Source organism: Bradyrhizobium sp. SZCCHNR3119 (assembly GCF_032487775.1).
GTDB lineage: Bacteria > Pseudomonadota > Alphaproteobacteria > Rhizobiales > Xanthobacteraceae > Bradyrhizobium.
In genome coordinates, this window is the sequence record NZ_JAUEUV010000001.1 from 3,824,134 (window position 1) to 3,849,606 (window position 25,473).

Genomic DNA, 25,473 nt, shown 5'->3' on the forward strand with positions numbered 1-25,473 from the left:
AGGCCGGGTTACCCTGTATGATAGTGCCTTATGCTACAAGAATGGTGAGCGCAGGAAGGCACCACATGCGACCCAGCAAGCCCATCATCCTCATGCCGAGCTCGGGCGCGCCGCGCTCGATGATGGCCTCCGTGACAAGGTGCGGGCCTCCGTCAAGGACTCGCGCCCCAGCGTTCCGGCGGCAGACGTGTTCAAACGCCAGCGGGCCCGTCACGCGAGGACGATGAAGACCGACAAACAGCGAGCCAAGTAACGAGCCAAGTAGCCCGCGTGAGCGCCAGCGATACCCGCGGTGAAATTCCCGGATGTCGCGTCGCTCATCCGGGCTACGCACCTGAGAGGAAATGGATTCGTGAGAATGCTGAACACATACGAGTTGTTTGACTTCCTGGCGCTACTCTGCGCCCTGATGCTTGCTGGACTGATGTTGACCCTGTCGACCGTCATGCGGAAGATGTGGCGCGAACAGGCGGACGCCGACGCAGCCGCCAGTTTCAAGCATTTCCTAAGATCCGCAGCGTCCAACCGGATCCTGTCGACGATGTCGATCACGCCGGTTATGGCCGCGCTTGTCATGGCTTTCGTGACGAAACCCGCAGACGCACAGGTCGGATACGCTTATGTTGGCGGCAGCATTTTCCTCGTTGGCTTTTTCTTCTGGACAGCATTCTTCAACCTGCCGATCTACAAGGCTGTGGATGGCTGGACCCTAGACGAAACGCCGTCGGATACCCGCAAGCAGATTAGCCGATTCCACCGCTCGAACGCGGTGCGCCTTGTCGCATCTCTGGTGGCCGTCGTGCTTTTCTTTCTCGCCGCGTGAAACGCGGTTGGCGAATGGGCCGAGGACCGGAACACCACGGATCGCGAGCCAGCGTAGCCCGCGTGAGCACCAGCGATACGAATTTCGGTGACAGTGCATTCAATTAAGCGAGCCCGTAGAGCCCGTCAGGAGGGGCCGAAGGCTCGGCGATGCTTGGCTGCGTCCACCACTTCGTCGGGGATATTAAGTGCACTGGACTGCACCCCTGAAGTGAGACACGATAATTTCAGTGACATCGCGGGTTGCCACGACGGTTATCGTGCTTTGTTTTGCGCGAACGCAGCTTCGAACTCAAGAGGCGATTGGTAGCCGAGCGCCGAGTGCAAGCGTTCCTTGTTGTAGACATCCGCAATGAAGCGATCGATCCGGCGACGCGCGTCTGTGATGTCGGAAAACGCCTTGCCGTTGACCTCTTCGGCTTTGAGCGTCTTCATGAAGCTTTCAGCCTTGGCGTTATCGAAGGGATTGCCTGGCCTGCTCATGCTGATCGTGATGTCACGATCAGCCAATATTTGGCGATAGGCGATCGAGGCGTATTGGGCGGATTCAAACGGTCGTCGCAACACTCCGAGGTTGGAGGTTGCGGTGAACATTCGAAAGCGGCGATCGGCACGATCAGGACGAGCGCCATTGCCATCGCCAGGGCGGCCGTCTGCTGCAGGGCGCGATGAACAGAATAGATTCTGGCGGGCGATCGCCAGGGGAGTGAGCAGCGAAGAGGCTGCGCTCGAAGCCGGAGTGTCGCAACCTGTCGGAACCAGATGGTTCCGAAAGGCGGGCGGCATGCCACCAGCGATGTTCAGATCTTCGGCCAAGCCGCTCTCTGGGCGGTACCTCTCGTTGATCGAGCGCGAGGAGATCGCACTCCTCAAGGTGCAGGGCCATTCCATACAGGAGATTGGACGCCGCCTCGGGCGGGCTGCCTCGACAATCTCCCGTGAACTGCGGCGCAATGCGGCCACCCGTAGCGGCGGGTTGGAGTACCGGGCGACGACTGCCCAGTGGCATGCAGATCGATCGGCCCGTCGTCCGAAGCTGACCAAGCTTGCGCTCAACACCACCTTGCGCACTTATGTGGAAGAGCGACTTGCCGGTGTCGTCGTGGCTCCGAGCGGCACTCCCGTTCCTGGCCCCGCCGTTCCGTGGAAGGGTCGCCGGCATGGGCCGCGCAAGGATCGGCGATGGGCCAAAGCCTGGAGCCCTGAGCAGATTGCCCGACGCTTGCCGATCGACTTCCCGGACGACAAGACGATGCGCATCAGCCACGAAGCTATCTATCAAGCCCTCTTCGTTCAGGGCCGTGGGGCGCTACGCCGCGAGCTGACGGCCTGCTTGCGAACAGGGCGTGCGTTACGGATGCCCAGAGCGCGCGTACGCAGGCGAGGCAAGGGCTTTGTCTCGCCGGAGATCATGATCAGTGAGCGCCCTGCTGAAGCGGCCGATCGAGCGGTGCCGGGACATTGGGAGGGAGACCTCATCCTCGGTCTTGGTAGCTCGGCAATCGGCACGCTGGTCGAGCGCACGACGCGCTTCACGATGCTCTTGCACCTTCCACGGTTGGCGGGGCATGGCGAAGCTCCGCGCGCGAAGAACGGGCCTGCGCTTGCGGGACACGGGGCCGAAGCCGTGCGCGACGCGATCACGCGCACCATCGTCACCTTGCCCGAAGAACTCCGTCGTTCGCTGACCTGGGATCAGGGAGCCGAAATGGCTCAGCACGATCGTCTCAAGATCGATGCGGGTATCCAGGTTTACTTCTGCGACCCGCAGAGCCCTTGGCAGCGCGGTACTAACGAGAACACCAACGGATTGCTGCGGCAGTACTTCCCGAAAGGTACAGACCTGAGCATCCACAGCGCCGACGAGATATCCGCCGTGGCAGCGACCCTCAATGCCCGGCCGAGAAAGACACTGGGCTGGAAAACGCCGGCGGAGGCGCTTGACGAGTTGCTGTCATGAGTGAAAACATTTGGTGTTGCGACGACCGTTTGAATCCGCCTTGCACGCCGCGATCGGAGTGATGGATCAGGCTGCCGCGTTGCGGGTTCCGGGCCTCGATTGCCTTGTCCAGTGCCGTAACGGCGAGCGAGGCATCGAGAGTGTTTTAGAAGGCCCAGCCAACGGCCTTGCGCGAGAAGGCGTCGAGGATGACAGCGAGGTAAGCGAAGGTCTTGGCGAGGTGGACGTAGGTGATGTCCGCGACCCAGATTTGGTCGGGAGCGGACGGCACCAAGCCGCGCACCAGATTCGGGACCACGATAATGTCCTTTGGTCGCTCCGCAGGTGGCTTCAAGAATGGCGCCGTGCGCTGCGCAAGAAGATTGTCCTCGCGCATAAGTCTAAGGACCTTCTTGGCGTTCACGACCATGCCTTTGCGCCGAATGGCGACGGTCACGCGCCGGTAACCGTAGAACGGATGCCTGAGGCAAATGCGTTGGAGCTGGTCGCGCAGTTCGCAGTCGGCCGTCTCACGACTGCGTCTGATGAGATGCCGGTAGTAGGTCGCGCGCGGCAGGCCAGCCAGGCCGCAGAGCCGTTGCACGTCGGCATTGGGATCCGTTGCCTCCGACGTCATGGCTTGGATGACTTCGATGATGCGGGTGCGGGTTTGCCTTGCGCTGCCGGCCGCTCCAATGCGCGCAAGGCTTGCCGAAAAAAATCGAGATCCATCTGCTGACGGCCGACCAGCCGCTCGAGCTCGGCGATCCGGGCATTCGCCTGTGCGAGCGCGGAGCGTTTGTCGTCATAGGCCGCTAGGGGTTTGAGTTTGCGAGGTCCGGGCTTGGGTCCGCGTTTGCGATTCAGTCCCTCGGGCCCATGGGCCTTCCACGACTTGATCCAATCGTGCAGGATTTTGCGCGAAATTCCAAGCTCACGAGCCACAGGCAGAACGCCTTCGCCTCGCTCAACACGCCTGATCGCCTTCAGTTTGTAAGCCGTCGGAAACTGACGGTTCTTTCCTCGTACTGCCACAGGTCATCCTCGGAATGCCTGTCACTGAAATTATCGTGTCTCACTTCAGGGGTGCAGTCCAGCACTGTCACCGTAACTCCCGGCCTGAAAATCGGTTTCGTTCGAAACGAGTATCAAATGCCCACCGGTATCACGATCGATCATGCATATGATGTACGAGCCACGGTCTCCTGTGCTTTGAGGTGCGATCCTTCAAGCGGCGGCGGTTTCGCGAACCTGTTTGGTCGCCTCATCCAGAAAGGCCTGAGCCAGATCCGGATCGTTGACGACCCGCGATAGCGTCAGCGCACCGACCATCGTCGAGAGAATGGCGATCGCTTTGCCATGGGGATTCTGGCCGTCGGCGTCGGCAATCAACCGGCCGAGCACTTCAAGATACGCCTTGATGCCGGCCTCGAAGACCGCTTTCACGTTGGTTCCCTGTCTGACGGCATCTGATCCGAGCGCGGCGATCGGGCAGCCGTCCATCTTCCCTTCGCGATGGTCGGCACTGAGGTACAATGCGATCACCGCGCCAAGCGGATCATGAGGATTCTCCGCGGCCGCAAGCGACCATCGCCCCGAGGCGCTCTCCAATGCCCGCCTGGATGCCTGTACCGCCAAGTCCTCCTTTGACGCGAACTGCTTGTAAAAGGCGCCTTGGGTCAGCCCGGCGCCCTCCATCAGGTCCTTAAGGCCGATGCCGTCGAAGCCGCGCTCCCGAAACAGGCGACTTGCCACATTGATCACGGTTTGGCGGTTCTCCGAGGCCTGAACGCGACTCACCCGCATCATGGATCTCCCATTAGATTTTAATCATAATCTATGCTCATATTTAGAGGCCGGACACAATCCATCAAGGAAAACGTGATCGAATGACCTTGAAAACGGGCCAGCGACCCGCTCTGTAGATCGAAAATCTGCCTGAATTTACCACATTTAAGGAATCCTGGAGAAATTCAGACCGAATATTTTTTCGTCGAGCCTTGAATTATAGATGTTGATCGACATCTATTTCTTTGAGAAGGAGTTCAAACGCAATCTATCGAAAGGAAATCTGAAATGATCCGCAAGACTCTTGGCGCATCCCTCCTGGCCATGCAGCTTTTGGCGACCCCGGCTCTTGCCGATGAAGCCACCGTTGCGCGCCCCATCGAAGGCGGTAGCCTGCACGCGGGCCACCTTGACATGTCGGTCTACTACGTCCCGGTCGACGGAGGCCTCCTGGAAGTCCACGCGATCTTTGCGACGAAAGGCGGGGACGATCCGGGGCGCGTCGTCATGGGCCTCGCCGACGGCGACTCCGTGGCGTTCGCCATACCCGGACACCGGGGCCAGCTCTACCGATTCTCGAGGTCCGGCGAGAAGGTGACGGTCTCCAGCGAGACCGAAATGGCGGCACGCGCCGACGCGCTAATGCACTGATCAGTTGTGCGGACACCGGCTTGAGTGAGCGCCAGCGATACCCGGGTGAAATTCCCGGATATTGCTGCGCTCACCGGCTACCCCCGCTCTTGCTTACCCCACCTCATCCGCACATTCTAAGAGATGCGGTTGAGCCTCACGACTGCGCCGGACCCGCAGTTCACAGTGTGACGACGTTTGGCTCACTAAGTCGTCCCGGCGAACCGTCGCGGAAAGCCTGCTGGCGCGTGATCCGGGAATTTCGTTGACAGTGCATTTAATTGAGCTAGCCCGTCAGGAGGGGCCGAAGGCTCGGCGATGCTTGGCTGCTTCCACCACTTCGTCGGGGTATTAAGTACACCGTAACTCCCGGGTTACGCTCGCGGCGATGGGAACGGCTTGGAAGGTGAATATGAGTCCGGTCGACATAGCTCCGCGATCTCTGCACACGGATCGCCTTGTTCTTCGTCCGACATGCAGTTCCGATGCTGGCCGGGCCTTCGATATTCAATCGGACTGGGAGGTCGCGCGCATGCTGCGCACGATGTCATTTCCCCCAAGCAGGGATGAAGTCGGCCGGTGGTTCGCCGATCACGTGCATCATTGGGAGGCCGGCGAGGCATACCGATTTGCGGTCGAGCTTGAGGGGCAAATGATCGGGATGGCCTATTTGGACGCGATTGCAGATGGCGAAGCGAATTTGGGCTACTGGCTCGATCGTGCGCATTGGGGGCAAGGGTATGCCTTCGAAGCGGCGCAGGCTCTCATCCTTTTTGGGTTCAACGACGTCCGTCTGCTCAAGCTCAGAGCCGGACACGCCTACGACAATCCAGCGTCTGGACGAGTTCTGGCCAAGCTCGGCTTCAAGCCCCTCGACATAGTCCAGCGAGATTCTCTCTCGCGAGGCGAGACGATCATGCAGCACCGTTATGTGCTGGAGGCAAATATAGAGTTGCGGTGACAGCGCATTTAATCAACGGGACCGTGAGCCCGTCAGGATCGGCCGAGGGCTAGGCGTGCCTGCGGTCCTCCACCGCCTCATCGGGATATCAAATGCAGTGGCGCCGTTACGAGGCCGAACTGGCTGCTCGGTCATACCTGAGCGAGAACACCATCCGCGATTTTGAAAAAGGCTGGCGGGTCCCGTCGATCGGCAATCTGGCCGTCATTCGCCGGGTGCTGGGAGGCCGCGGAGGTCGACTTCATAGCCCTCGCTTGATTTTCTCGCCGCGAGCTCCCTCCAGAGCGTTGCCAATCAGCCGAATTGGGAGCACGCTGCCTGCAAAGCATATAGACGCACGCAGGGAGAGAAAACATGAAGGAGCCGGGTCTGGATGGTCGTCACCGGGACAAGGATGGCGAGATCAGCAGAAAGCACGGCAACGCCCTGATCGGCACATTACGCAAGATCTACGGAAAGTCGTTCGCGGCGGGCTATCCGGATGCGGCAAAACTCAGCGAGGTCCTGTCTCAGTTGAATGAGACATCGCTGAGCCAGTTGCGCCGCGATCACGGCACGGGGCATCTCGAGCACAAGATCACCCAAGCTTCGAAATGATCGCCGCGCTCCACAGCCGGAATTTTGGTGGGAATTGAAATTCGTTGACAGTGCATTCAATTAAACGAGACCGTAGAGTCTGCCAGGAGGGCCGAAGGCTCGACGACGCTTGGCTGCTTCCATCACTTCGGGGTATTAAGTGCAGTGTCAGCGTAACTCCCAGGTCAAACGGCCAACAGCGAGCTCGATGGCTTACTCGCCCGCATCCTTTCGCCGTGACGAAATGCGCCTGGCTCGTCGTTAAGGGTCGAGATCGTACAAACTACTTTTTTTGATAACTATCGGCTTATTCTCTTCGAAGAGAGCAGTAAACTGGCCGACGTTACTTTCAAGCTTGATGGTGTAGGCAAGCTGTTGCCAAGTTTTGACGAAGCTGTCAGGGGTCGCGAGATTGAGTTGAATACAAATCAGGATTCGGTCGCCTTCTTTGAAGTCAGACCTCGGTATACTTATTATGCCGTCTTTTTCAGCGGTAATCCAGGTGAACAGTGCCTCAACGCCGGAAGGTATTGCGATAGCTGCCTCGACGACTTTTATTTCGCCTGGATTTAAGACAAACGGCTTCGTGTCAAATGGGATAGAAAAGACGAGTGCATCTTTTCGACTGCAATCTTGTATCTTAGGCGATCTCGAATCTAAGCGTTGGGCTGAGGCACTCAGGCCGGATATCCCAGCGGGTCGGTTGCCAGAGTTTATGAATGTCAGCAGCGGATTTCCGAACACTTTGAACTTATTGGTGGACAAATCTAGACCGACCAACGGGTGTCGATCGATCATCATCCGTACATCGTCTCGCGGGATTAATACATTGATGGAGGTGACTGCGGAAATGATCAACGAACCCAGGGAAATGCCAATGGCTACCCAATCTCGTCGTGGCCTTACGGGTTCCCCCACCAAACCTTCAACCGTCTCGCTCATTCCGCTTCCTGTGGCTTGTTTTAGTAGCGGGGGTTTCTCGTGCCGACGGCGCGCGACCCGCCGCTCTTTCCATAGTGGTGAGGCAAGGCGGATGACGCTTCGCTAAATCCGCCTTACGGCGCTCACGCGATCTGTTGGAGGCATAAAGACGTGGATGGCCGGGACGAGCCCGGCCATGACGATGACGGCCGTTCGCGGCAATCCTCACCCGCCATATTGCTGGGTCAGGTACTTCAGATAATTGAAGAGGTGGTGCTGCCAGAAATAATCCAGCTTCTGGCAACCTTTCGTGCCGTCGCTCGGGTTGCCGCCGGGGGTGGCGAACAGCGGCACCAGCGCGCCGACGTCGGCATAATCCAGCGAGAGCTGGAGCTGGTCGAGGATCTGCTGGATCACGCCCGCGACGGTCGCGCCGGTGATCGGTGCGGCGGAGGGCGCGCCGAGATCGGAGGCCTTCAGGTGGATCGGCTCGGACGGCAGCCGTGCGGAGAGTGTGGCGACCCGCTGCTGGAGCCGCCGCTTGTGATCTTCGTAGACGCGACCGACGGTCCCCTCGACGTCGACGGTCAAGCCGCCGAGCGCGAGCAGCGCCTCGGGATCGGGACTGCCCTTGAAGGCGCGCAGCGGATTTGGCGTATTGAGGTCCGACAGCCACTCCAGCGTAAACGGCACCTGCGGCACCCAATCCTGCGTCGAGGTCACGGCCCAAGCGTATCCCTCGACCGCGGCGAGCCGGGCGTAGTCATAGGCGTAATGGTCGTTGCCGGCCTTGGCGGGGGCGAACGTGTAGGTCTTGTAGACCGGCCCCTTGAAATCCACCGTCGAGTGCCGGACCAGCGAAGTCAGCAGCGTCGCGATCGAGGCGCCCTGGCTGTGCCCGGTGATGTAGACGCTCTTGGCCGACTTCGCGAGCAGCAGCAGGGTCAGGAACAGCGGGCTGTCGGTGGTGAACAGCATCAGCAGAAGGCTCAGGGCGAAGCCCGAATGCACGCCGGCCTTGACCGCGCTGTCGCCCTCGTCGCGGGCCAGATAGAACGGCAGCGTGTAGCCATCGACCTTGATGTCGAAGCGCGCGTTGATCAGGGGAAACAGCAGATCGGCCAGCACGCTGGCTGTCGTGTCGACGGTGCCGCGCACCGCGATCGCGTACTGACTCTCGTCGTTCTTGTTCTGCCAGACCTGCCAGTAATTATCGAGCAGCGTGGCGCTCGTCGGGGTGAGATCGCGACGAATAGTCCAATTTGTGCTTGGGGGCGGGACGGGGCCCACGCCGCAGGTTGCCGCCGCTTCGCTCAGCGACGGCGTGCCGGCATAGGCCTGCTGCGCAATCTCGAGCAGAAGCTGCGCTTCCGCGAATTGGAATCCGGGCTTGAGCGTCATCCTGTCCCTCCCCTGCAACGGCTGATGTTCAACCGCTCGTCTTCGGATATCGGCGGCCGATACGTCTCATTCTTTGCAGCAATCACAAGATGTGTCTACGAATAAATACAATATTGAGATGTCTTTCAGAGTCTCATCGGAAGTTCGCGTGCCGCTTCTCCGTCATTCCGGCGCTCATAAACTTTTCTTGAAGTGTGAGATCGCCCACACTCGCATCGCGCGCGCAGTGCTTCGCTTTCGGAGCTCGCATCATATTCCGGTGCTTTCGTTAGCGAACGTCAGAGTCCAAGAGCACCGGCCGCTCATTGAACTCGCTGCGGCTTTGAATTCGAAGTTCGGATGCAGAGGGCGCGGACAAGCTGATCGGACATTTCAAGTCCGCCGCGCCAGCGATTCAAATATATGTCAATCGATAGTGGAGCCTATCCGATGGACCAGGCGTCATTTTCGTTGCGGGGCATTCATCCGCCTCGCATCATCTCCCAAGCCACGCCGCAACGCACCGGCATTCTCAAGACCCTTGTGGCGGTGTTGCACCTGTCCCGGCGGCTGCAGGCCGAACACGTCCTGCGACAGCACGCCGACCTGTTCGAGAAGCATGGCGAGCTGCTCGACCTGACGAAACTGCGGGATTTCTGACGACGCCGGGCGGCGTGCGCGACGCCCGTTCAGTTTTTCATCCCGAACGACGACGCTCTTGTCGTGACCGCGATCGGCCTTGGCACCCAGGGCGTTCTGATGCTGTTATGACTAACCCCGGTCGCAGCCGGCGGAGCGCGCCGCCTGCGCTGCGCTCTCATAGGCCTGCCGGAACTCCTGCGAGGCCGGCGCGAAGTGCTGCTTGGACTCGGCCTCCTGCGTCGCCGTGTTCAGCTCGAAGCAGCGCAGGGCATGCGCCCACGGGCTGTCGTCGTTGCTGATGATGACGAAGTCCTGCGGGAAGCTCTCGATATAGCTGACGTTGAATACGTCGCCCTGCTGCGGATAATAGACGCCGTTGGCCGGCGGGTAGACGTTGAAATCCGCATCCGTGAACCGCGCCTCGATGGTGCGCGCGTCCGTGATCCTGATCAGCACGTTGTGGCTGCGGACGCGCTGGTCGTTGTAGAAATCGTTGGTGTCGTAGGAACCGGTGACGGTCGCCTGGCCCTGCGCGCCGAAGCGATGGACGAGGTTGGCGGAGATCTCGGTGCCATAGACGAGGTTGCCGACGCCGAGCACGACCCCGAGCGGGATCGGGAGCATGGCGCGTAACCGCCCCTTTCCGTCGGCGCCTCGCCGGAACGGCGGCAGCGCCTGCGCGGCCAGCGCCAGCAGCACGCAGGCCGGCAGCACCAGAAAGCGCCACTGCACCAGCTTGTAGAGAATGTGGAGGAGCGTGTCGGTCAGCATGGCGAGGCTCGAGCGAAAGAAAGCCTATTTATGCCCGATCGACGACGGCGATTTGACGGCGGCGGCAAGGAGCTCACGATGTCAAGCGCAGGACATGATTCCTCGCCGTCACAAACGACGGACACCCAACGTCCTCGCGGGCCGTTCGGGAGTGGAAGGCGAGGGCGCCCTGAGGCAGACGCGGAACGTGAGACCTGCAACGCCGACGCTGATCCGCCGCGCGCACCGTCGATGCAACCGGAAGGTGTGCGGCCCGGCGGGGCCTCGGCTTTCTCTTGCTTTTTGCCGGGCCGATCGCAACTCCCGCCATTGACATATGCGCGCCATACGCCACGGTTAGGAACCAAGCGAGATGATGGCGAGGAGCAACATGGCCGAGACGGATATTGAAGTTCTCATGAACGCGCGCACGGTGCTGGTCGAGATGCGCCAGAACTGGATCAAGACCATTGCGGCGGGTTACAAGCTGGGTGAGACCGAAGCCGCGATCAAGGGCCTGATCGAAATCCAGCAAGCCATCGATGTGGTCGACGACGCAGCCCAGGAACAAGAGCTCGAGGAAGAACTCGAGGAGCTCAGCGAGGACTGACCGGACGCCCCGCCGGTCCCGGTCTCGGATGTGACGGCGCTGGAGCCTCGTCGGCCGTCGCGCGCATCATGCGCCCGTGGCACAGTATTCGCGCCAGAACTGCCGGTAGCCGGCCTCGACGTGCTGCGTGTAGACGGCGACATTGCCGGCCGCGGAACGCGCGATGCGCGCGGGAAGCTCCGCCCGTAGCTGGGCAAGATGCGCCGGCTGCGATGCGAAGTGCTTTGCGATACTGATGTAGCCGTCGTCATCGCCGGCCACCCAATCGTCGAGGCCGATCGCCGTCAGGATGCCTCCGGCCGCGCGCGAGGCCGCACCGCGGCCGAGCTTGGCCACGACCGGCACCCCCATGTAGAGCGATTCCCAGGTCGAGATGCCGCCGTTCTGCGGGAACGGATCGAGCGAGATGTCGATGGTCTGAAGAGCCCGCAGATGGTCGCTTCGCGGGCTCGAACCGAAGCAGGCGATCCGGTCCTGCGCGATGCCCTGCGCCACGAAACGGTCCACCAGCGCATCGCGCAGGAATGTTTCATCAAGGGCGACATGCTTGATGACGATCTTGGCGCCTTCGACCTCGCGCAGCAGTCTCGCCCACACCGCCAGCGCCTCGTCCGAGATCTTGTCGATCCGGTTGAAGACGCCGAATGTGAGATGACCGTTTGATAGCATCGGCAGCGCGGACGGCGTGGCATCGGTGATCGGGTCGATCGTGATCACCGATGGCAGATCATAGACGGTTTCCGCGAACAGATGCCGGACATCTTGTGGGATCGTCATGGGGTCGGCGAAGAAATAGTCCATGGTCGCAACGCCGGTGCCGGTGCCGCTGCCCCAGGCCGTAACCTGGATCGGCGCCGGCTTGCGCGCAAACACCGCCATGCGATTGCCGGTGGTGTGGCCGGAAAGGTCGACCAGGATGTCGACGCCGTCGGCCTGGATGCGGTCTGCCAGTTCGTCATCCGACAGGTTGTTCGCATTCACCCAGACATCGGCCAGCGACTCGAAGGCAAGGGTGAACTGATCGCGTACATTCGACGACGAGTAGCAGTTGATCTGGACCTTCGTCTTGTCGTGGCATCGCAGCACCGGCAGGAACGCAAACCCCGCCGAATGCCTCCTGAAGTCGGCCGACACATAGCCGACGATGATGCGCCGGTCCGGGTCGAGCGCGCGCGCGCCCAGCTTGCGCCGCGGGAATTTGCTGCCGACCGTATCCCACCAATAACGGCGCGTCGCCTGCTGGGCTGCGAAATCCGCCTGGCTGAGAAAATCCTGATAGAAGATCTTCTTCGTGATCGCTTCGTCGTAATCCGGCCGGATCGCGATGGCGCGGTCGAAATGCGCGATCGCACCGGCCGTGTCGCCCAGCCGTCCGAGACAGGCGCCGAGCAAAGTGAGGCCGACTTCGGAACTATTGTCCTGCTCGAGCACGCGCCTGCAGGCGACGATCGCCTGCGCCACGTTGCCTCTGAGCATGCTGATCTGGGCCTTGCCCTGCCATCCCAGTTTGAGCGTGGGCTCGCGCGCGACCGCGGCATCGAAATCGGCTTCGGCCTGGTCGATTCGACCCGCCAGTATATGCAGCCGGCCGCGATGGGCGCGCACCTCCGCCATGTCGGGCCTGATCTCGATCGCGGTATTGAAGGCCGCTTCCGCCAGCTCGAAATGCCTGAGCTCGAGATGCGCCAGCCCCTTGTTGACCCAGCCTTCGAAATGGCGCGGCGCCAGCGCCAGCGCCCGCTCGGCGCTGACGGCGGCAGCATCCCAGCGCCTGACCATCAGCTCCGCGACGCCGCGGTTGCACCAGGCGTCGGCGTCGTCGGGCTTGAGCTCGATCGCGCGGGTGAAGGCGGCGATTGCCGGCTCCGCCAGTTCCAGGCGCAGCAGGGCGATCGCCAGATTGCGCTGCGCGGTCTGGGAATTTGGCCGCAGCTTCACGGCCTTTTCCAGCAGGGCGCGGGCCTCGTCATAGCGTTTGAGGTTGATCAGCGCAAAACCGAGATTGGAATTGGCATCCGCTGAACCTGGATCGAGTGCGACGACGCGCTCGAGGATCTGCCTGCCTTCCTCGAACTGTCCGCATTCGATGACCGATACGCCGAGCAGATGCATGGCATCGAAGTAGGTGGGCAAATCCTGCAGCAGCTGCCGGCACAGCGACTGCGCCTCGGCATGGCGCCCGGCGCGATAGGCCGTCATCGCTGTCGGCAGCAACGTCTCCGCCTGCTTCTTCAGTTTCTTCTGCAGCCTGGCGTTCTGGAAGGCGCGGGATCCGACATTGCTGGCCAAGGCTCGTTCTCCAGGAATTTCTTTATGATTTTGCGCAGCCGCCAGGCTGGCGGTCACGCTCCGCCGTGTCTGATCGCGCGACACTGCCCACCTTCACCCGGCAAAATTTACCCAGTACATGGTTAGCGGCTGGTTAACGGTGAGGTTCCGTGGATGTGCGAGGCCGCCGCCGGGGTCGTGCGGGGATGCTCACGCAGCTTCTGCATATGCACCCTGCGCGACTGCGGCTTGACCGCAGATTGCCGGACGACACAGTTGCGCATCGTGCCTGCTCAAATGAATCGCCATGAGGAAACGTCCGGCTTCGCCCCTGACTCGCGTCAGGCCTGGGTGCGGCTCGGCCTTGCGCTGCTGATCGGCTCGATCGGCGGGGTCGGCATGTGGTCGGTCGTGGTGGTGCTTCCGGTGGTCCAGGCCGAATTCGGCGCGAGCCGGGCCGCGGTGTCGCTGGCCTATACGCTGACGATGTTCGGCTTCGGGTTCGGCGGTGTCATCGTCGGCCGCATCACCGACCGGTTCGGCATCGTCGCGGCGATGGGCCTCAGCATCGCCTTGACCGGCGCGGCCTACGTGCTGGCGGGCGTGTCGACGACGCTGTGGCAGTTCCAGGCAGTCTATTTCCTGATCGGAATGGGCACCTCGGCGACCTTCGCGCCACTGATGGCGGAAGCCTCGCACTGGTTCGACCGCTATCGCGGCCTCGCCGTAACGGTCGTCGCGGCCGGCAGCTATGTCGCCGGGACGATATGGCCGCCGCTCGTGACGTTCGGCATCCAGCGCGCGGGATGGCGCACCACGCATATCGCGATCGGACTGTTCTGCGCGGGTGCGATGACGCTGCTGCTGTTGGTGCTGCGCGCGCGGATGGGCGGCACCGGCGCGCAAAGCCATGTCCAGGCGCCGCCGCCGCGGCTCGACCTCGGCATTTCCGCCAACACGCTCACGGTTCTGCTCTGCATCGCCGGCGTTGCCTGCTGCGTGGCGATGGCGATGCCGCAGGTCCATATCGTCGCCTATTGCGGCGATCTCGGCTATGGCGTCGCCCGCGGCGCCGAGATGCTGTCGCTGATGATGGGCTTTGGCATCGTCAGCCGTATCGGCTCCGGCTTCCTCGCCGACCGCATCGGCGGCGTGCGCACGCTGCTGATCGGCTCGCTGGCCCAGGGTTTTGCGCTCATGTTCTACCTGTTCTTCGACAGCTTGAACTCGCTCTATTTGATCTCGGCGATGTTCGGCCTGTTCCAAGGTGGCATCGTGCCTGCTTACGCGATCATCATCCGCGACACCATGCCGGCGCGCGAGGCGGCCACGCGGGTCGGCATCGTGGTCTTCGCCACCGTGGCCGGCATGTCGTTCGGCGGCTGGGTCTCTGGCGTGATCTTCGATGCTACCGGCTCCTATGCCGCAGCCTTCGCCAATGGTGTTGCCTGGAATGCCGTCAACGTCTCGATCGTGCTGAGCCTGTTGATCCTGGCACGGCGGCACCGGGCGGTCGCCGCCTGACGGTCCCGACCGCAGTTGCCGCGGCAGCTCTCAGAGACTGTTCACCAGCCGGCGCGCCGCCTTCAACCCGTTCTCGTCGCGCTTATAGAAGGTCCAGCCCTTGGCACGCTTGGCCTTGACCAGGCCGGCCGCGGTCAGGACGCGCATGTGCTCGCTCAAGGTCGGCGCGGAGACGCCGAGCTTGTCGGCGATGAAGATGCCGCAGACGCCGTCCTCGACCAGGTCGCCATCCGCCTGTCGCGGGAAATGCCGGCGCGGCTCCCGCAGCCAGTCGAGGATCTGCAGTCGCCTGTCGTTGGCCAGCGCGCGAAAAATCAACTCCGGCTTCATTTCGTGACTTTGCCAATTAGCTAATCCATGTCAAGGGTGGCGTCGGAAGAACAGTGAGGTGAAGCATGTCCGATGCGCCGAGATCGGTGAACCGCGACGGGATCGCGGCGACCTATGGGCTGATCCGACCTCATGTCCGCCATACGCCGCTGGTCACGGTCGATGCCGCCGAGTTCGGCCTGCCGCCGATGCGATTGCGGCTGAAGCTCGAATTCATGCAGCATGCGGGCTCGTTCAAGGTGCGCGGTGCGTTCGCCAATCTTCTGACCCGCGAGGTTCCGGACGCCGGTGTGGTGGCTGCGTCCGGCGGCAACCATGGCGTCGCGGTCGCGTTGGCGGCGAGCCGGCTGGGCAGGAGGGCGGCGATCTTCGTGCCGACCATCGCGTCGCCATCGAAGATCGAACTGATCAAGCGCTATGGCGCCGAGATCCATGTCGGCGGCGAGCGTTACGCCGATGCGTTGGCCGCGAGCGAAGCGATGGTGACCAGTACCGGAGCGATCCCGATCCACGCCTTCGATCAGGCCGAGACCATGCTGGGGCAGGGCTCGGTCGGGCTCGAAATCGAGCGCGACGCTGACGATATCGACACGCTGCTGGTCGCTGTGGGCGGCGGCGGGCTGATCGGCGGCATCGCCGCCTGGTACGAGGGCCGGATCAAGGTCGTGGCGGTCGAGCCGGCTGGCGCGCCGACCTTGCGCGATGCGCTCGCGGCCGGTCGGCCCGTCGATGCGCCCGCCGGCGGCATCGCCGCCGACAGCCTCGCGCCCCGGCGGATCGGCGAGCTGATGTTTCCGATCGCCCGTGACTTCGTCGCGCCCGACGTCGTGCTGGTTGATGACGACGCCATCCGCGCCGCGCAACGCGCGTTGTGGGCGAACCTGCGCGTCGTGACCGAGCCGGGCGGCGCGGCCGCCTTCGCGGCCTTGCTATCGGGTGCCTATCGCCCGGCGCCGTCCGAGCGCGTCGCGGTTCTGCTCTGCGGCGCCAACACCACGGCGGTGAATTTCGAGAGCTGATTGGCGCGGTAACCGAGAAGCAATCCAGGACCTCACGCAGGTCTCCGGATTGCTTCCTCGCCAACTCCTCGCAGTGACGGCATTTGCCCGAACGACGCTAATCTTCCGCGACCGCATCGCCCCAGGCATGGAAGATCTCGGTGGCGCCGCTGTTGGTGGCGCCGTCGCGCAGCACGATGCTCGGGCAGGCGAACTTCATCGGTAGCGTCTGCACCGGCGCCTGCTCGACGTCGAACTTCGCCGCGAGCGCCAACTGCACCCCGGCCGGCAGCCGCGTATCCGCACCGACGATGTCGCCCTCGCTGGCATCGATCCGTGGCTGGTGGATGGCCTGATCCAGATCCATGCCGAAATCCATCACGAAGGACAGCAACTGCGTCACAGCCGGGAGGATGCGGCGGCCACCGGAGGCGCCGAGCGCAAGACGACGGCCGTCGGCGGCTTGCGCCACCACGGGCGTGTAGTTGGTGAGGCAGCGCTTCCCGGGCGCAAGCGAATTGGTCGTGCCCGGCGTCGGGTCGAACCACATGATGCCGTTGTTCATCATGATGCCGCTCTGCGGAGTCTGGAATTTCGAGCCGAAGCTCGACAGCAGCGTCTGCGTCACCGCGGCCATATTGCCGTCGCGATCGACCACCGAATAATGCGTCGTACAGGCAGGCGCGAGATATTCGGCGCCGAGCGCGCGGCGTCCTTCGGCATCGCCCATGCCGTTGAGCCGTTCGCGATAGGCCGATTGCAGGGCCTCGACATAAGCGAGATAGGCGGCGGCGTTCGGGGTGCCGCCCGACTGCAGGTTCGCTTGCAGCAGGCGCAGCGTATGCGCCAGCGTGGGACCGGCGGTCAGCTCCGGTGTCGCGAACACGGTGCCGCCGCGGTAGGGAATTTTCAGCGGCTCGCGCACATGCGCCTTGAAGGCCGCGAGGTCTTCGACCGACAAGGCCCCGCCGGCGGCCTGGATGTCGCGGCTGACGGAGCGGGCGAGATCGCCCTCGTAGAAGTCGCGCGCGCCCGCACTGGCGAGATGCGCGAGCGTGGCCTTGAGCTGCTCCTGGGGTAGCCGCACCACCGATTTGATGCCCCATTGCGGGTTCGGCGGCAGGCCGTCTTTCAAGTATGCCGCGGCGCTGGCGCTGTAGCGGCGCAGATCGGCGGCCGCGCTCGAGATCATGACGGTGGTCCACCAGTCCACCAGCAGTCCTTCGCCGGCGAGCGCCACGCTCGGCGTGAGCAGGTCTTTCCAGGGCAGCTTGGCGTAACGCTTGCGTGCTTCCTCCATGCCGGCGACCACGCCGGGCACGGCGATGGAGCCAGGGCCGTGCAGATTGCGGTCGTCCTTGACCCGCGCCCAGGGGAAGATGTCGGCGGCAACGCCGCCATCTTTGCTGAGCGGATAATCCTCGATGCGCAGGCTGTCCGGCGTGCGCATGCCGTAGTCGATCACCTCGACCCGGTTTTCCTTGGCGCGATAGAGCACCATGGCGCCGCCGCCGCCAATGCCGCTCATCCAGGGTTCCAGCACGCCGAGCGCAAAGCCGGTGGCCACCAGCGCATCGACGCAGTCGCCACCGGCGGCCAGCACCTCCGCGCCGATCTCGGCCGCGCGGCGCGATTGTGCGGCGACGATGCCGCCTTTCGAGCTGACTGCTGGCTTTCTGATCTCTTGGCGGTGGGAGAAGTGGTTCGGCATGGCGGCTCCTTGCGACGTCGATGGCGCTGGTCGGCGCCGGAACACGGGCGAATTGACACCGCGCGACGGCGCGAGGCAATCCGCGAAAGCGGCTGGCCGCTGCGACGTCAGCGAATGGTCAGGTCCCCGCGCCGGTGAGGATGTATTTACCTTTAGCCACTATGGTCGTTTGCAGACCAGATCGATCTCGATCAGCGCATCATAAGCGAGCCCGGTCACGCCGACACAGGTGCGGGCAGGCAGCCGGTCTACGGGGAAGAATGAACGATAGGTTTCATTCATTGCCGCGTAATCCTGCTTGAAGCGCGTCAGGTAAATCCTAGCCATCACAATATGTTCGAGGCCAAGGTTGAGACCTTGGAGTATGTACTTCAAGTTCTGCATCACCGCCTTCGTCTGATCGATGATGCCGTCCGGCAGCACGCCCGGTGCTTCTGGTGAGTCCGGCATCTGGCCGGTGACGAACACGAAGCCGTCGGTCTCCACGGCGTGGCTGAATGGCGCGACGGGCCTGGTCGCGCCGGGGATCATGTGGAATTGCATGGTTTGGTCCTTTCCGTGATTGATTCTGTGGGGTGAGCGAAGCGACGCGAGGCGGCGCGTGCCCACCCTCCCAGTGTCGTCGCTCAGCGGTGGGCACGCTTGCTTTGCCCACCCTGCGAGTTGAGTGGAAATCAGCTTCCGTCCCCGAACAGCCGTTTGCTCAGGATCGCGTGCACGCCCCAATTGCCGTCGACCACCTGCGTCACGCCGAAGTCGACGGCGGCTGACATCAAGGCGATCGCCTCGTCCTCGCTGAGACCTTTGCTCTGCATCAGGAACCGGCGCATCTTGCGGAACGCGTCCTTCATTGCGAGGTCGAGCGAGGAGGTCGCGTAGACCTCGCTCTGCCCCTGCGCGCCGAACTCGGCGAGATAGTTCGGGTGACTGAAACCCGTCAGCACCCAATCGGTGGCGGTCTCGATCAACGGATAGCTGAGATCGGCAAACGGCTTGCCGGCGAGCTGGCCCTTCTTGTGCAAAATCACCTGAAAAGTGCCGGTCATCGAGCACTCGATCGCGGTGCCGGAGAGTTCGCCGTCGCCCTGGGTCGCATGGGGATCGCCGACCGAGAGCAACGCGCCGGGGACTGCGACCGGCAGATAGACGGCCGCGCCCTTGCCGAGCCGCCAATTGTCGAGATTGCCGCCGAAATAGGAGGGCGGAATCGAATCGACGAAGTCGACCTCGCGCGGGGCGACGGCGATGACGCCGAAATGTGGCCGCAGCGGAATCCGGATGCCGTCGAGCACGCCGTGGCGGCGCTTGACGCTACCGGGCGCAATGGGGATGCCGGGATAGTCGTAGGTCGCGTGCACGACGCCGAACGGATCGGTCTGTGGCTCCCAACGATAGGAATAGAGGGCGCGTGCATGCGGCTCGGAATCGTCGGCGAAGATCTCGTAGATCGTCACCGCCTCGCGCGGCGTCGGCCCGCCCAAGAACTCATTGTAATGATAGCCCCACCAGGCGGCGACGCTGGAGCCGAACACGCGCCCCGCATAGGCCGGACTGCGGCTCGGTCGCGGCACGATGTCGACGACCCGCACCTCCAGCACGTCGCCCGGCTGTGCGTCCTTGATCGCGACGGGGCCGGTGCAGATATGCACGCCAAAGCCCTCGCCGGCGCCACGGCCGAATACGCTGGCGTCCATCGGGCCGGCGCCGCGGCGATCGACATTCTTCTTCTCTCTCGTCCAGCCGAACACGCTCTCCGCGTCGGCATCGCCCACGATCATCCGCTCGGGATCATCGGAGGCGTGCTGGGTCAGCGTCTCGATCGTGATGGTGTCGCCCGAGGCGATCTCGAGAAGCGGCGGCAAGGAACGGCTGAAATAGCCCCAATGCACGCGGTCGGCGGCGACCGAGAGATGATGGGCATGCGCCTCTTGCCTGTCACGATCGTTGGCCGGCGCCGGCAAGTTCGTTTCGACCCTGGCGCCAAGCGAAGTTTGCGGGGCGCGCGCCTGCGCCAGCGCCGCGAGCGGCCAGCCGCGCTGTCCGCGCGGTGCCGCCGCCGATCCTTGCTCTGCCTTCTGCTGTCGGAATTCACGCGGTGACAGGCCGAAGCGCTGGCGGAAGCTGCGGCTGAAATGCGCGGAATCGGCAAAGCCGTAGCGATAGGCGATCTCGGAGATCGAATGGCTGGCTTCGGCGGGATTGGAGAGATCGGCAAGCGCGCGCTGCAGCCGCCGTTCGCGGACATAATGGCTGAAATTGTCGCCGGCGCCTTCGAACAGCTTCTGCAGGTAACGCTCGGAAATGCCTTCCGCCTGCGCAACGCGTGCCGGCGTCAACTCGGCATCGTCCAGCCGCCGCTCGATGGTCTGGCAGATCCGATGCAAGGTCGCGGCCTGCGCCGCGCTGCTGCAGCCATCATTGATGGGGGCCGCCTGCTGATGGGCCAATGTGAGCAGCAGGTCGATCAGGGATTGCGCGACGGTGCTCCATTCGGCATCGCTCAAGCCTTCGAGCGATCGTGCCGCCGCCTCCAGCGTGCGGCAGAACACATCCGCCAAGCCGTTCGGCTGGATCACTTGGGGTCTGGCGAGCTTGAGCTTGCCGCCGATACGGCCATGCAGGGCTTCTGACGTCACTGACAGGGCAAGCGCGCGCAGGTCGCGCTGAAACGCGATGCTCCATTCGCTCGCACGCGGCAGCAGCACGAGATGCCCGGCGGGTACGATGCGGTGGCCGTCCTTGCTCTTGAGAACGGCCCCATCCTCGATCGGAAGAAGTGCGATCGGCAGATCCTCGTGCGGCTGCGCGAGTGGTGCGACGGCCTGCGGTCCCGCCGCAAGCCGCGTCAGCGCGAGGCCGGGGGCATTGCGAAGCGATGCGGTCGCGTGGCCGTCATAGAAGGAGGCGTTCGACGCGGGCTGCAGCCCGATCGCGTTCAGGACGTCGCGCCACGCTTCAGGACGATCGTCCTGTGCATAGGATTCGCTGGTGAAAGGGCGAAAACTCATGGGACTGCTCGACACCCCCGGGGTCAAGCAACCACCGTGCCAGATGAGCTTCACCATTGGGCACTGGAGCGGCGGCCTATCGACGCGTGTGACGTTCAATCGTCTCTCAATGACTCATTGTGTCCAGTGCGATCGCCGCGGGCGCTCTGTTCCCCCCCCAAGGGGGGAGGGAGCGCACCGCATTCTTTGGCGGCGGATCCGATCCTACTCACACCGGAAGACGTTCTTCCGGATGGTGCCGTGAACGCCCCAATTGGCATCGACCACCTGGGTGACGCCAAAATCGGCACCGACCGACATCAGCGAAATCGCCTCGTCCTCGCTCAGATGATGCACCGTCATCAGGAACCGGCGCAGCTTGCGGAAGGCATCACGCATCGCGCGGTCGAGGCTGGAGTGATTGGCAATGTCGGTTTGCGCGTTGACGCCGAGCTCGGCGAGATAGTTCGGATAGGTAAAGCCGTACACCGACCAGGCCTGATCGGTTTCAAGCAGAGGATGGGTGAGGCCTTCGAGCGCCGTGCCGCCGAGCTCGTTGTTCTTGTGAAGGATGAACTCGAAGTCGCCGGTCAATGATGTCTCGATGGCGGTGCCGCCGAGCTCGCTGTCGCCCTGCGCGGCATGCGGATCGCCGACCGAGAAGAAGGCGCCGGGCACGGCCACCGGGTAATAGATCCGCGCGCCCTTGCCGATGCGCCAGTCGTCGATATTGCCGCCGGTATAGCCGGGCGGAATCGAGGAGACGAAATCGGCTTCCGTCGGCGCAAGCCCCATCGTGCCGAAATGCAGCCGCGCCGGCACCTTGATGCCGGGCAGGATGTTCTCGCGTTTGGCGATCGTGGCGTGATCGACACGCACCCCGGGATAATCGATGGTCGCGTGCACGATGCCGTCGGGGTCGGTCTGCGGCGTCCACACATAGTTATACACCGCCTTGGCATGAGGCTCGCCCGCGGTGTCGAGCTCGAAGATGGTGATCACCTCGCGCGGCTTCGGCTCCTCGATCAGGTCGTGATAGTGGAAGCCCCAGTTCGCCGCGACATTGGAGCCGAAGCATTTTCCGGCGTGGCAGCCGCATTGGCTCGGCCGCGGCCGGATGTCGAGGATGCGCACTTCCAGCACATCGCCGGGCTCGGCGCCTTCGATCGCCACGGGGCCGGTGAGCAGGTGGACGCCGAGGCCTTCGCCGGAGCCACGGACGAACGGACCTTCGGTGGGCCCCGCGCCGCGGCGCGCGACCGCCTTGTGCTCGCGCGTCCAGGCGAACACGCTCTCGGCGCCGGGATCGTCCTTGATCATGCGCTCGTAGTCGTCATTGGCATGATGCGTCAGAGTCTCGATGGTGGCGCGATCGCCGGAGCGCAGCGTCAGGGCCGGGGCAACCACTTTGCTGAAATAGCCCCAATGAACGGTTTTGGACGAAACCGGCAGCAGATGATGTCTCATGCAAGGGCCTCTTTGCGCACAGATCTGGGAAGAGTTCGGATTGGATCTGGTCCTGGCCTCATGGTTCGAGACGGCTCTGCGCGCCTCCTCACCATGAGGGTCTGACGTGTTGCTGCGTAAAAGGTCCTCATCCTGAGGAGCCCGCCGCAGGTGGGCGTCTCCAAGGATGGCCACGCAAAGGATGCCACTGCGGCGTTTACTGCCAGAGCCGTTCGCCTTGCTGTATGGGATATCATCGCACGGACTCCTTCTGCCGCTCCGCATCCATCACAGAGAGGAAGCGCGCGGTCAGCGGGTGGCGCGGGTTGGACAACACCTCGTGCGCCGGGCCTTCCTCCAGGATCACCCCGCCGGTGAGGAAGGCCACGCGGTCAGCGACCTCGTCAGCAAAGCGAATCTGATGCGTGGAGATGATCATGGTCAGCCCGTCGTCGATCGCGAGCCGGCGGATCACCTCCAGCACCTCGTTGACGAGCTCGGGGTCGAGCGCCGAGGTCGGCTCGTCCAACAACAGCACGCTGGGATTGGGCGCGAGCGCACGGGCGATCGCGACGCGCTGCTGCTGGCCGCCGGACAGATGCCGAGGCAATGCGTTGGCGCGATGGCTGAGGCCGACGCGGTCGAGAAGCTCCGTCGCCCGACGATCGGCTTCGAAACGTCCCATGCCGTGAACCCAGCGCAAGGGACCGGCGATGTTCTCCTTCGCCGTGAGATGGGCGAACAGGTTGAATTGCTGGAACACCATGCCGACGCCGACATTGGCGCGCTCGTTGGCGATCGCGCGCGGTGACAGAGCCCGGCCGTCTTCACCGTGACCGAGGCGCTTGCCGCCGACGCGCACCAAGCCGGAATCCCAGTTCTCCAGATGATTGATGCAGCGGAGCAGGGTGCTCTTGCCCGAGCCGCTGGGGCCGAGCAGCGCGACCACTTCGCCGATGCGCACGGTGAGATCGAGGCCGTCGAGGACGGCGTGGCCGTCATAGCTCTTGCGCAGATCCTTGACCTCGACCGCGATGTTGTTGCGGGCGATGGTGGCGGCGCGCCTGGCGCGGTCCTCGCTGGTGAGCGCGAGCGGCGGCGTCTCCTTCAGCTCGGCCGGTTCGGGCGCCGCGGTGTCGGTCGCGGGGCCGGTTGTCTCGGCCAACGCCAGCTTGGTCGCGAGATCGATGCGGCGCCACGGCAGATAGTCCGCGAGCCGGCGCTGCTTCGTGCTGCGATCGAGATCGAGCAGCCATTCCAATCCGAGCTGGACCACGCTGACCGCGCCGGTCAGCACGAGATAGAGCAGGCCGGAGGCGAAGAAGATCGAAAAGAAATCGAAGGTGGAGGAGGCGAGCTGGGTCGAGCGCAGCGTCAGCTCCTGCACCGCGATCACCGAGGCGAGCGAGGAGTTCTTCAGCGCACTCACCGCTTCGTTGCCGAAGGCGGGGATCATGGTGCGGATCGCCTGCGGGGCGATGATCCGCCGCATCAGGACTGCCGGCGTCATGCCCAGCGCCTGTCCCGCAAGCAGCTGGCCGCGATCGACGCCAAGCACGCCGGCACGCAGCATTTCGGCGATGAAAGGGGCTTCGTTGCAGGCGAGCGCAAGTCCGGCGGCCAGTACCGCCGGCAGCTTGATGCCGATATGCGGGAGCGCGTCGTAGGCGAACACCATCTGCAGGATCAGCGGCGTGCCGCGGAAGATCACGGTGTATCCGCGCGCCAGTGCGGCGAGCGGCCAGAAGCGGCTGAGCTGCATGGCCGCGATGATCACGCCGAGCATCAAGCCGCCGATCAGCCCGAGCGCCGTGACCTGCAGGGTCAGCTCGATGCCCTGGAGCAGGTATGGCAGGCTGAGATAGTGCAGGAACAGGGACATCGGTGAAGAAGGCCTGACGAGTTGCGGCTAGGTTGGTTCGGCGAGCCGTCATTGCGAGCGAAGCGAAGCAATCCAGAACCGAAAAAGGCTGGATTGCTTCGTCGCTTCGCTCCTCGCAATGACGAATTCCCTGTTTCTATGGCCGAGGTTCTTCCCCCTCTCCCAAGGGGAGAAGGGGAATCGGCGGGGGACGCTCATGGGAGCAAATCGTACGAACGCTCAATCCGCCTGGAGGATATCCGGCTCCTTGAAGTTGGCGGGATCGAGCTCCCACTTCTTCAACAGCTCCTGGTGAATGCCGGCCTTCTGCACCTCGATCAGCGCGGCGAGCACAGCATCACGGAATTTCGGCTTGTCCTTTGGCACGGCGATGCCGACCGAATAGGGGATCGTCACCGCGATCGCCTTCTCGAGCTTGTCGGGATAGGCCTTCACGGCCTGGTCCACCGTGTTGACGTCGTTGATGTAGGTATCGGCGCGTCCGGCCAGGATCGCCTGGATACAGTTGGCGTTGTTGTCGTAGAGCTGCAGCGTCGGTTCCGGCTTGCCGGCTGCCTTGCACTTCGGTCCCATGTCCTGCACCAGCGGCACCTCGACGAAGCCGGTATTTTCCGCGGCGGCCGCGCCGCACAAGGTCATGTCGATGCCGTGAATGCCCTTCGGATTGCCCTTGGCGACCAGCACGCCGTCGAACACTTTCGAATAGGTGATGAAGTCGGCGGCCTTGGCCCGCTCCTTGGTGGCGTAGATATCGGAGATCACGATGTCGGCCTGGCCGCTCGCGAGCGTGGTCAAGAGCGCTGCGAAGGTCACCGGCTTGTAGGTCAGCTTGAAGCCGAGGCAGTCGCCGATGGCTTCACCGAGATCGATGTCGAAGCCGACATATTTGCCTGGATCCTTGGGATCGATCGATTCATAACCCGGCGTGTGCGGGTTGATCGCGTTGACCAGCGTCTTGCCTTTCCAGTCCGGAAATTTGTCCTGCAGCGCCGCGCAGCCCGCGGGCGTCGCGGCCTGCACGCCGACAGGCGCCAACAGTCCCGCCGCGATCACGGCGCCGAACGCGGCAAGACACGCGCGCCGCGCCTTGGTGAATAGCCAATTCTGCATGTTGCCAGCTCCTTCGAACGGTGATGGTTGCGTGGTCCGGCGGTGCTGTGATGCCGCCGCCGCGGTCCAAGCTCGAAGGCAAGCTTAGGTGTGCGTGCGCACGGAAAACTTGTCCGTAGGCGCACAATAAGTTGCATCGCTGTAGGTCAGAGATTGAGCAGAGCTTGCCCAAAAACTATCCGCGTCAGTCCGACCCGG

Annotated in this window: 24 protein-coding genes; 9 read left to right on the forward strand and 15 right to left on the reverse strand. The window is 63.2% G+C overall.

Annotated features, from left to right (window positions below):
- The first annotated feature begins 358 nt into the window (after nt 1-358).
- Nucleotides 359-823: a DUF1772 domain-containing protein gene (locus QX034_RS17725; protein WP_315729234.1), complete on the forward strand. Its 465-nt coding sequence runs from the start codon at nt 359-361 to the stop codon at nt 821-823.
- Nucleotides 824-1,077: 254 nt separating this feature from the next.
- Here QX034_RS17725 and QX034_RS34065 read toward each other — a convergent pair whose 3' ends face one another.
- Nucleotides 1,078-1,638, reverse strand: a complete 561-nt coding sequence (locus tag QX034_RS34065; protein WP_410050911.1) for a transposase — start codon at nt 1,636-1,638, stop codon at nt 1,078-1,080.
- On the opposite strand from QX034_RS34065, the gene QX034_RS17735 reads away from it, so the two are divergent.
- Nucleotides 1,607-2,782: an IS30 family transposase gene (locus QX034_RS17735; protein ID WP_315767476.1), complete on the forward strand. Its 1,176-nt coding sequence runs from the start codon at nt 1,607-1,609 to the stop codon at nt 2,780-2,782. The two genes, QX034_RS34065 and QX034_RS17735, sit on opposite strands and share 32 nt — an antisense overlap.
- 145 nt (nt 2,783-2,927) lie before the next feature.
- Here the strand turns inward: QX034_RS17735 and QX034_RS17740 are convergent, their stop codons facing one another.
- The 3 genes from QX034_RS17740 to QX034_RS17750 all read right to left on the reverse strand — a co-directional run bounded on the left by QX034_RS17740 (nt 2,928) and on the right by QX034_RS17750 (nt 4,567).
- Entirely contained in the window at nt 2,928-3,398 is a 471-nt protein-coding gene (locus QX034_RS17740) for an IS3 family transposase (protein WP_315729235.1), read from the reverse strand.
- The gene (locus tag QX034_RS17745; protein ID WP_315729236.1) at nt 3,395-3,796 is read right to left on the reverse strand and encodes a helix-turn-helix domain-containing protein; all 402 of its coding nucleotides are present in this window, start codon (nt 3,794-3,796) and stop codon (nt 3,395-3,397) included. Before QX034_RS17745 ends, QX034_RS17740 begins: the two co-directional genes overlap by 4 nt.
- 192 nt (nt 3,797-3,988) lie before the next feature.
- Nucleotides 3,989-4,567 carry a TetR/AcrR family transcriptional regulator gene (locus QX034_RS17750; protein ID WP_315729237.1) on the reverse strand — a complete coding sequence of 193 codons (579 nt, stop codon included), beginning with the start codon at nt 4,565-4,567 and terminating at the stop codon, nt 3,989-3,991.
- A 270-nt stretch (nt 4,568-4,837) separates the two neighbouring features.
- Between QX034_RS17750 and QX034_RS17755 the strand changes: the two genes are divergently transcribed.
- From QX034_RS17755 to QX034_RS17765, 3 genes are all read left to right on the forward strand, one after another.
- On the forward strand, nt 4,838-5,200 hold the full coding sequence (locus QX034_RS17755; protein ID WP_315729238.1) for a hypothetical protein: 363 nt from the start codon (nt 4,838-4,840) through the stop codon (nt 5,198-5,200).
- A 391-nt stretch (nt 5,201-5,591) separates the two neighbouring features.
- Entirely contained in the window at nt 5,592-6,140 is a 549-nt protein-coding gene (locus QX034_RS17760) for a GNAT family N-acetyltransferase (protein WP_315730060.1), read from the forward strand.
- Nucleotides 6,141-6,494: 354 nt separating this feature from the next.
- Nucleotides 6,495-6,737: a hypothetical protein gene (locus QX034_RS17765; protein WP_315728527.1), complete on the forward strand. Its 243-nt coding sequence runs from the start codon at nt 6,495-6,497 to the stop codon at nt 6,735-6,737.
- Nucleotides 6,738-6,977: 240 nt separating this feature from the next.
- Here the strand turns inward: QX034_RS17765 and QX034_RS17770 are convergent, their stop codons facing one another.
- On the reverse strand, nt 6,978-7,658 hold the full coding sequence (locus tag QX034_RS17770; RefSeq protein ID WP_315701223.1) for a hypothetical protein: 681 nt from the start codon (nt 7,656-7,658) through the stop codon (nt 6,978-6,980).
- 204 nt (nt 7,659-7,862) lie between these two features.
- A complete protein-coding gene (locus QX034_RS17775; RefSeq protein WP_315701222.1) occupies nt 7,863-9,038 on the reverse strand; it encodes a lipase family protein in 1,176 nt (391 codons plus the stop codon).
- 402 nt (nt 9,039-9,440) lie between these two features.
- Between QX034_RS17775 and QX034_RS17780 the strand changes: the two genes are divergently transcribed.
- The gene (locus QX034_RS17780) at nt 9,441-9,677 is read left to right on the forward strand and encodes a hypothetical protein (protein ID WP_315701221.1); all 237 of its coding nucleotides are present in this window, start codon (nt 9,441-9,443) and stop codon (nt 9,675-9,677) included.
- 111 nt (nt 9,678-9,788) lie between these two features.
- On the opposite strand, the gene QX034_RS17785 is transcribed toward QX034_RS17780, so the two are convergent.
- Nucleotides 9,789-10,430, reverse strand: coding sequence for a hypothetical protein (locus QX034_RS17785; RefSeq protein WP_315701220.1), 642 nt, complete (start codon nt 10,428-10,430; stop codon nt 9,789-9,791).
- Between the two features lie 370 nt (nt 10,431-10,800).
- Here QX034_RS17785 and QX034_RS17790 point away from each other — a divergent pair, with 370 nt between their 5' ends.
- Nucleotides 10,801-11,019 (forward strand): hypothetical protein, encoded by a 219-nt coding sequence (locus QX034_RS17790; protein WP_315701219.1) that lies wholly within the window; start codon nt 10,801-10,803, stop codon nt 11,017-11,019.
- A gap of 66 nt (nt 11,020-11,085) precedes the next feature.
- On the opposite strand, the gene QX034_RS17795 is transcribed toward QX034_RS17790, so the two are convergent.
- Nucleotides 11,086-13,308: a tetratricopeptide repeat protein gene (locus QX034_RS17795; protein WP_315701218.1), complete on the reverse strand. Its 2,223-nt coding sequence runs from the start codon at nt 13,306-13,308 to the stop codon at nt 11,086-11,088.
- Nucleotides 13,309-13,584: 276 nt separating this feature from the next.
- Here QX034_RS17795 and QX034_RS17800 point away from each other — a divergent pair, with 276 nt between their 5' ends.
- Nucleotides 13,585-14,811 carry an MFS transporter gene (locus tag QX034_RS17800; protein ID WP_315701217.1) on the forward strand — a complete coding sequence of 409 codons (1,227 nt, stop codon included), beginning with the start codon at nt 13,585-13,587 and terminating at the stop codon, nt 14,809-14,811.
- 30 nt (nt 14,812-14,841) lie between these two features.
- Here QX034_RS17800 and QX034_RS17805 read toward each other — a convergent pair whose 3' ends face one another.
- Nucleotides 14,842-15,141 (reverse strand): ArsR/SmtB family transcription factor, encoded by a 300-nt coding sequence (locus tag QX034_RS17805; RefSeq protein WP_315701216.1) that lies wholly within the window; start codon nt 15,139-15,141, stop codon nt 14,842-14,844.
- Nucleotides 15,142-15,206: 65 nt separating this feature from the next.
- Between QX034_RS17805 and QX034_RS17810 the strand changes: the two genes are divergently transcribed.
- The gene (locus QX034_RS17810; protein WP_315701215.1) at nt 15,207-16,160 is read left to right on the forward strand and encodes a threonine/serine dehydratase; all 954 of its coding nucleotides are present in this window, start codon (nt 15,207-15,209) and stop codon (nt 16,158-16,160) included.
- A 97-nt stretch (nt 16,161-16,257) separates the two neighbouring features.
- Here QX034_RS17810 and QX034_RS17815 read toward each other — a convergent pair whose 3' ends face one another.
- The 6 genes from QX034_RS17815 to QX034_RS17840 form a co-directional block, all read right to left on the reverse strand.
- A complete protein-coding gene (locus QX034_RS17815; RefSeq protein WP_315701214.1) occupies nt 16,258-17,850 on the reverse strand; it encodes a gamma-glutamyltransferase family protein in 1,593 nt (530 codons plus the stop codon).
- A gap of 159 nt (nt 17,851-18,009) precedes the next feature.
- Nucleotides 18,010-18,393, reverse strand: a complete 384-nt coding sequence (locus tag QX034_RS17820) for a RidA family protein (RefSeq protein WP_315701213.1) — start codon at nt 18,391-18,393, stop codon at nt 18,010-18,012.
- Between the two features lie 131 nt (nt 18,394-18,524).
- On the reverse strand, nt 18,525-20,858 hold the full coding sequence (locus QX034_RS17825) for an acetamidase/formamidase family protein (protein ID WP_315701212.1): 2,334 nt from the start codon (nt 20,856-20,858) through the stop codon (nt 18,525-18,527).
- Between the two features lie 204 nt (nt 20,859-21,062).
- The gene (locus QX034_RS17830; protein ID WP_315701210.1) at nt 21,063-22,304 is read right to left on the reverse strand and encodes an acetamidase/formamidase family protein; all 1,242 of its coding nucleotides are present in this window, start codon (nt 22,302-22,304) and stop codon (nt 21,063-21,065) included.
- Between the two features lie 232 nt (nt 22,305-22,536).
- Nucleotides 22,537-24,165, reverse strand: coding sequence for an amino acid ABC transporter permease/ATP-binding protein (locus tag QX034_RS17835; RefSeq protein ID WP_315701209.1), 1,629 nt, complete (start codon nt 24,163-24,165; stop codon nt 22,537-22,539).
- Between the two features lie 219 nt (nt 24,166-24,384).
- Nucleotides 24,385-25,275: an ABC transporter substrate-binding protein gene (locus QX034_RS17840; protein ID WP_315701208.1), complete on the reverse strand. Its 891-nt coding sequence runs from the start codon at nt 25,273-25,275 to the stop codon at nt 24,385-24,387.
- Nucleotides 25,276-25,473 lie beyond the last annotated feature (198 nt).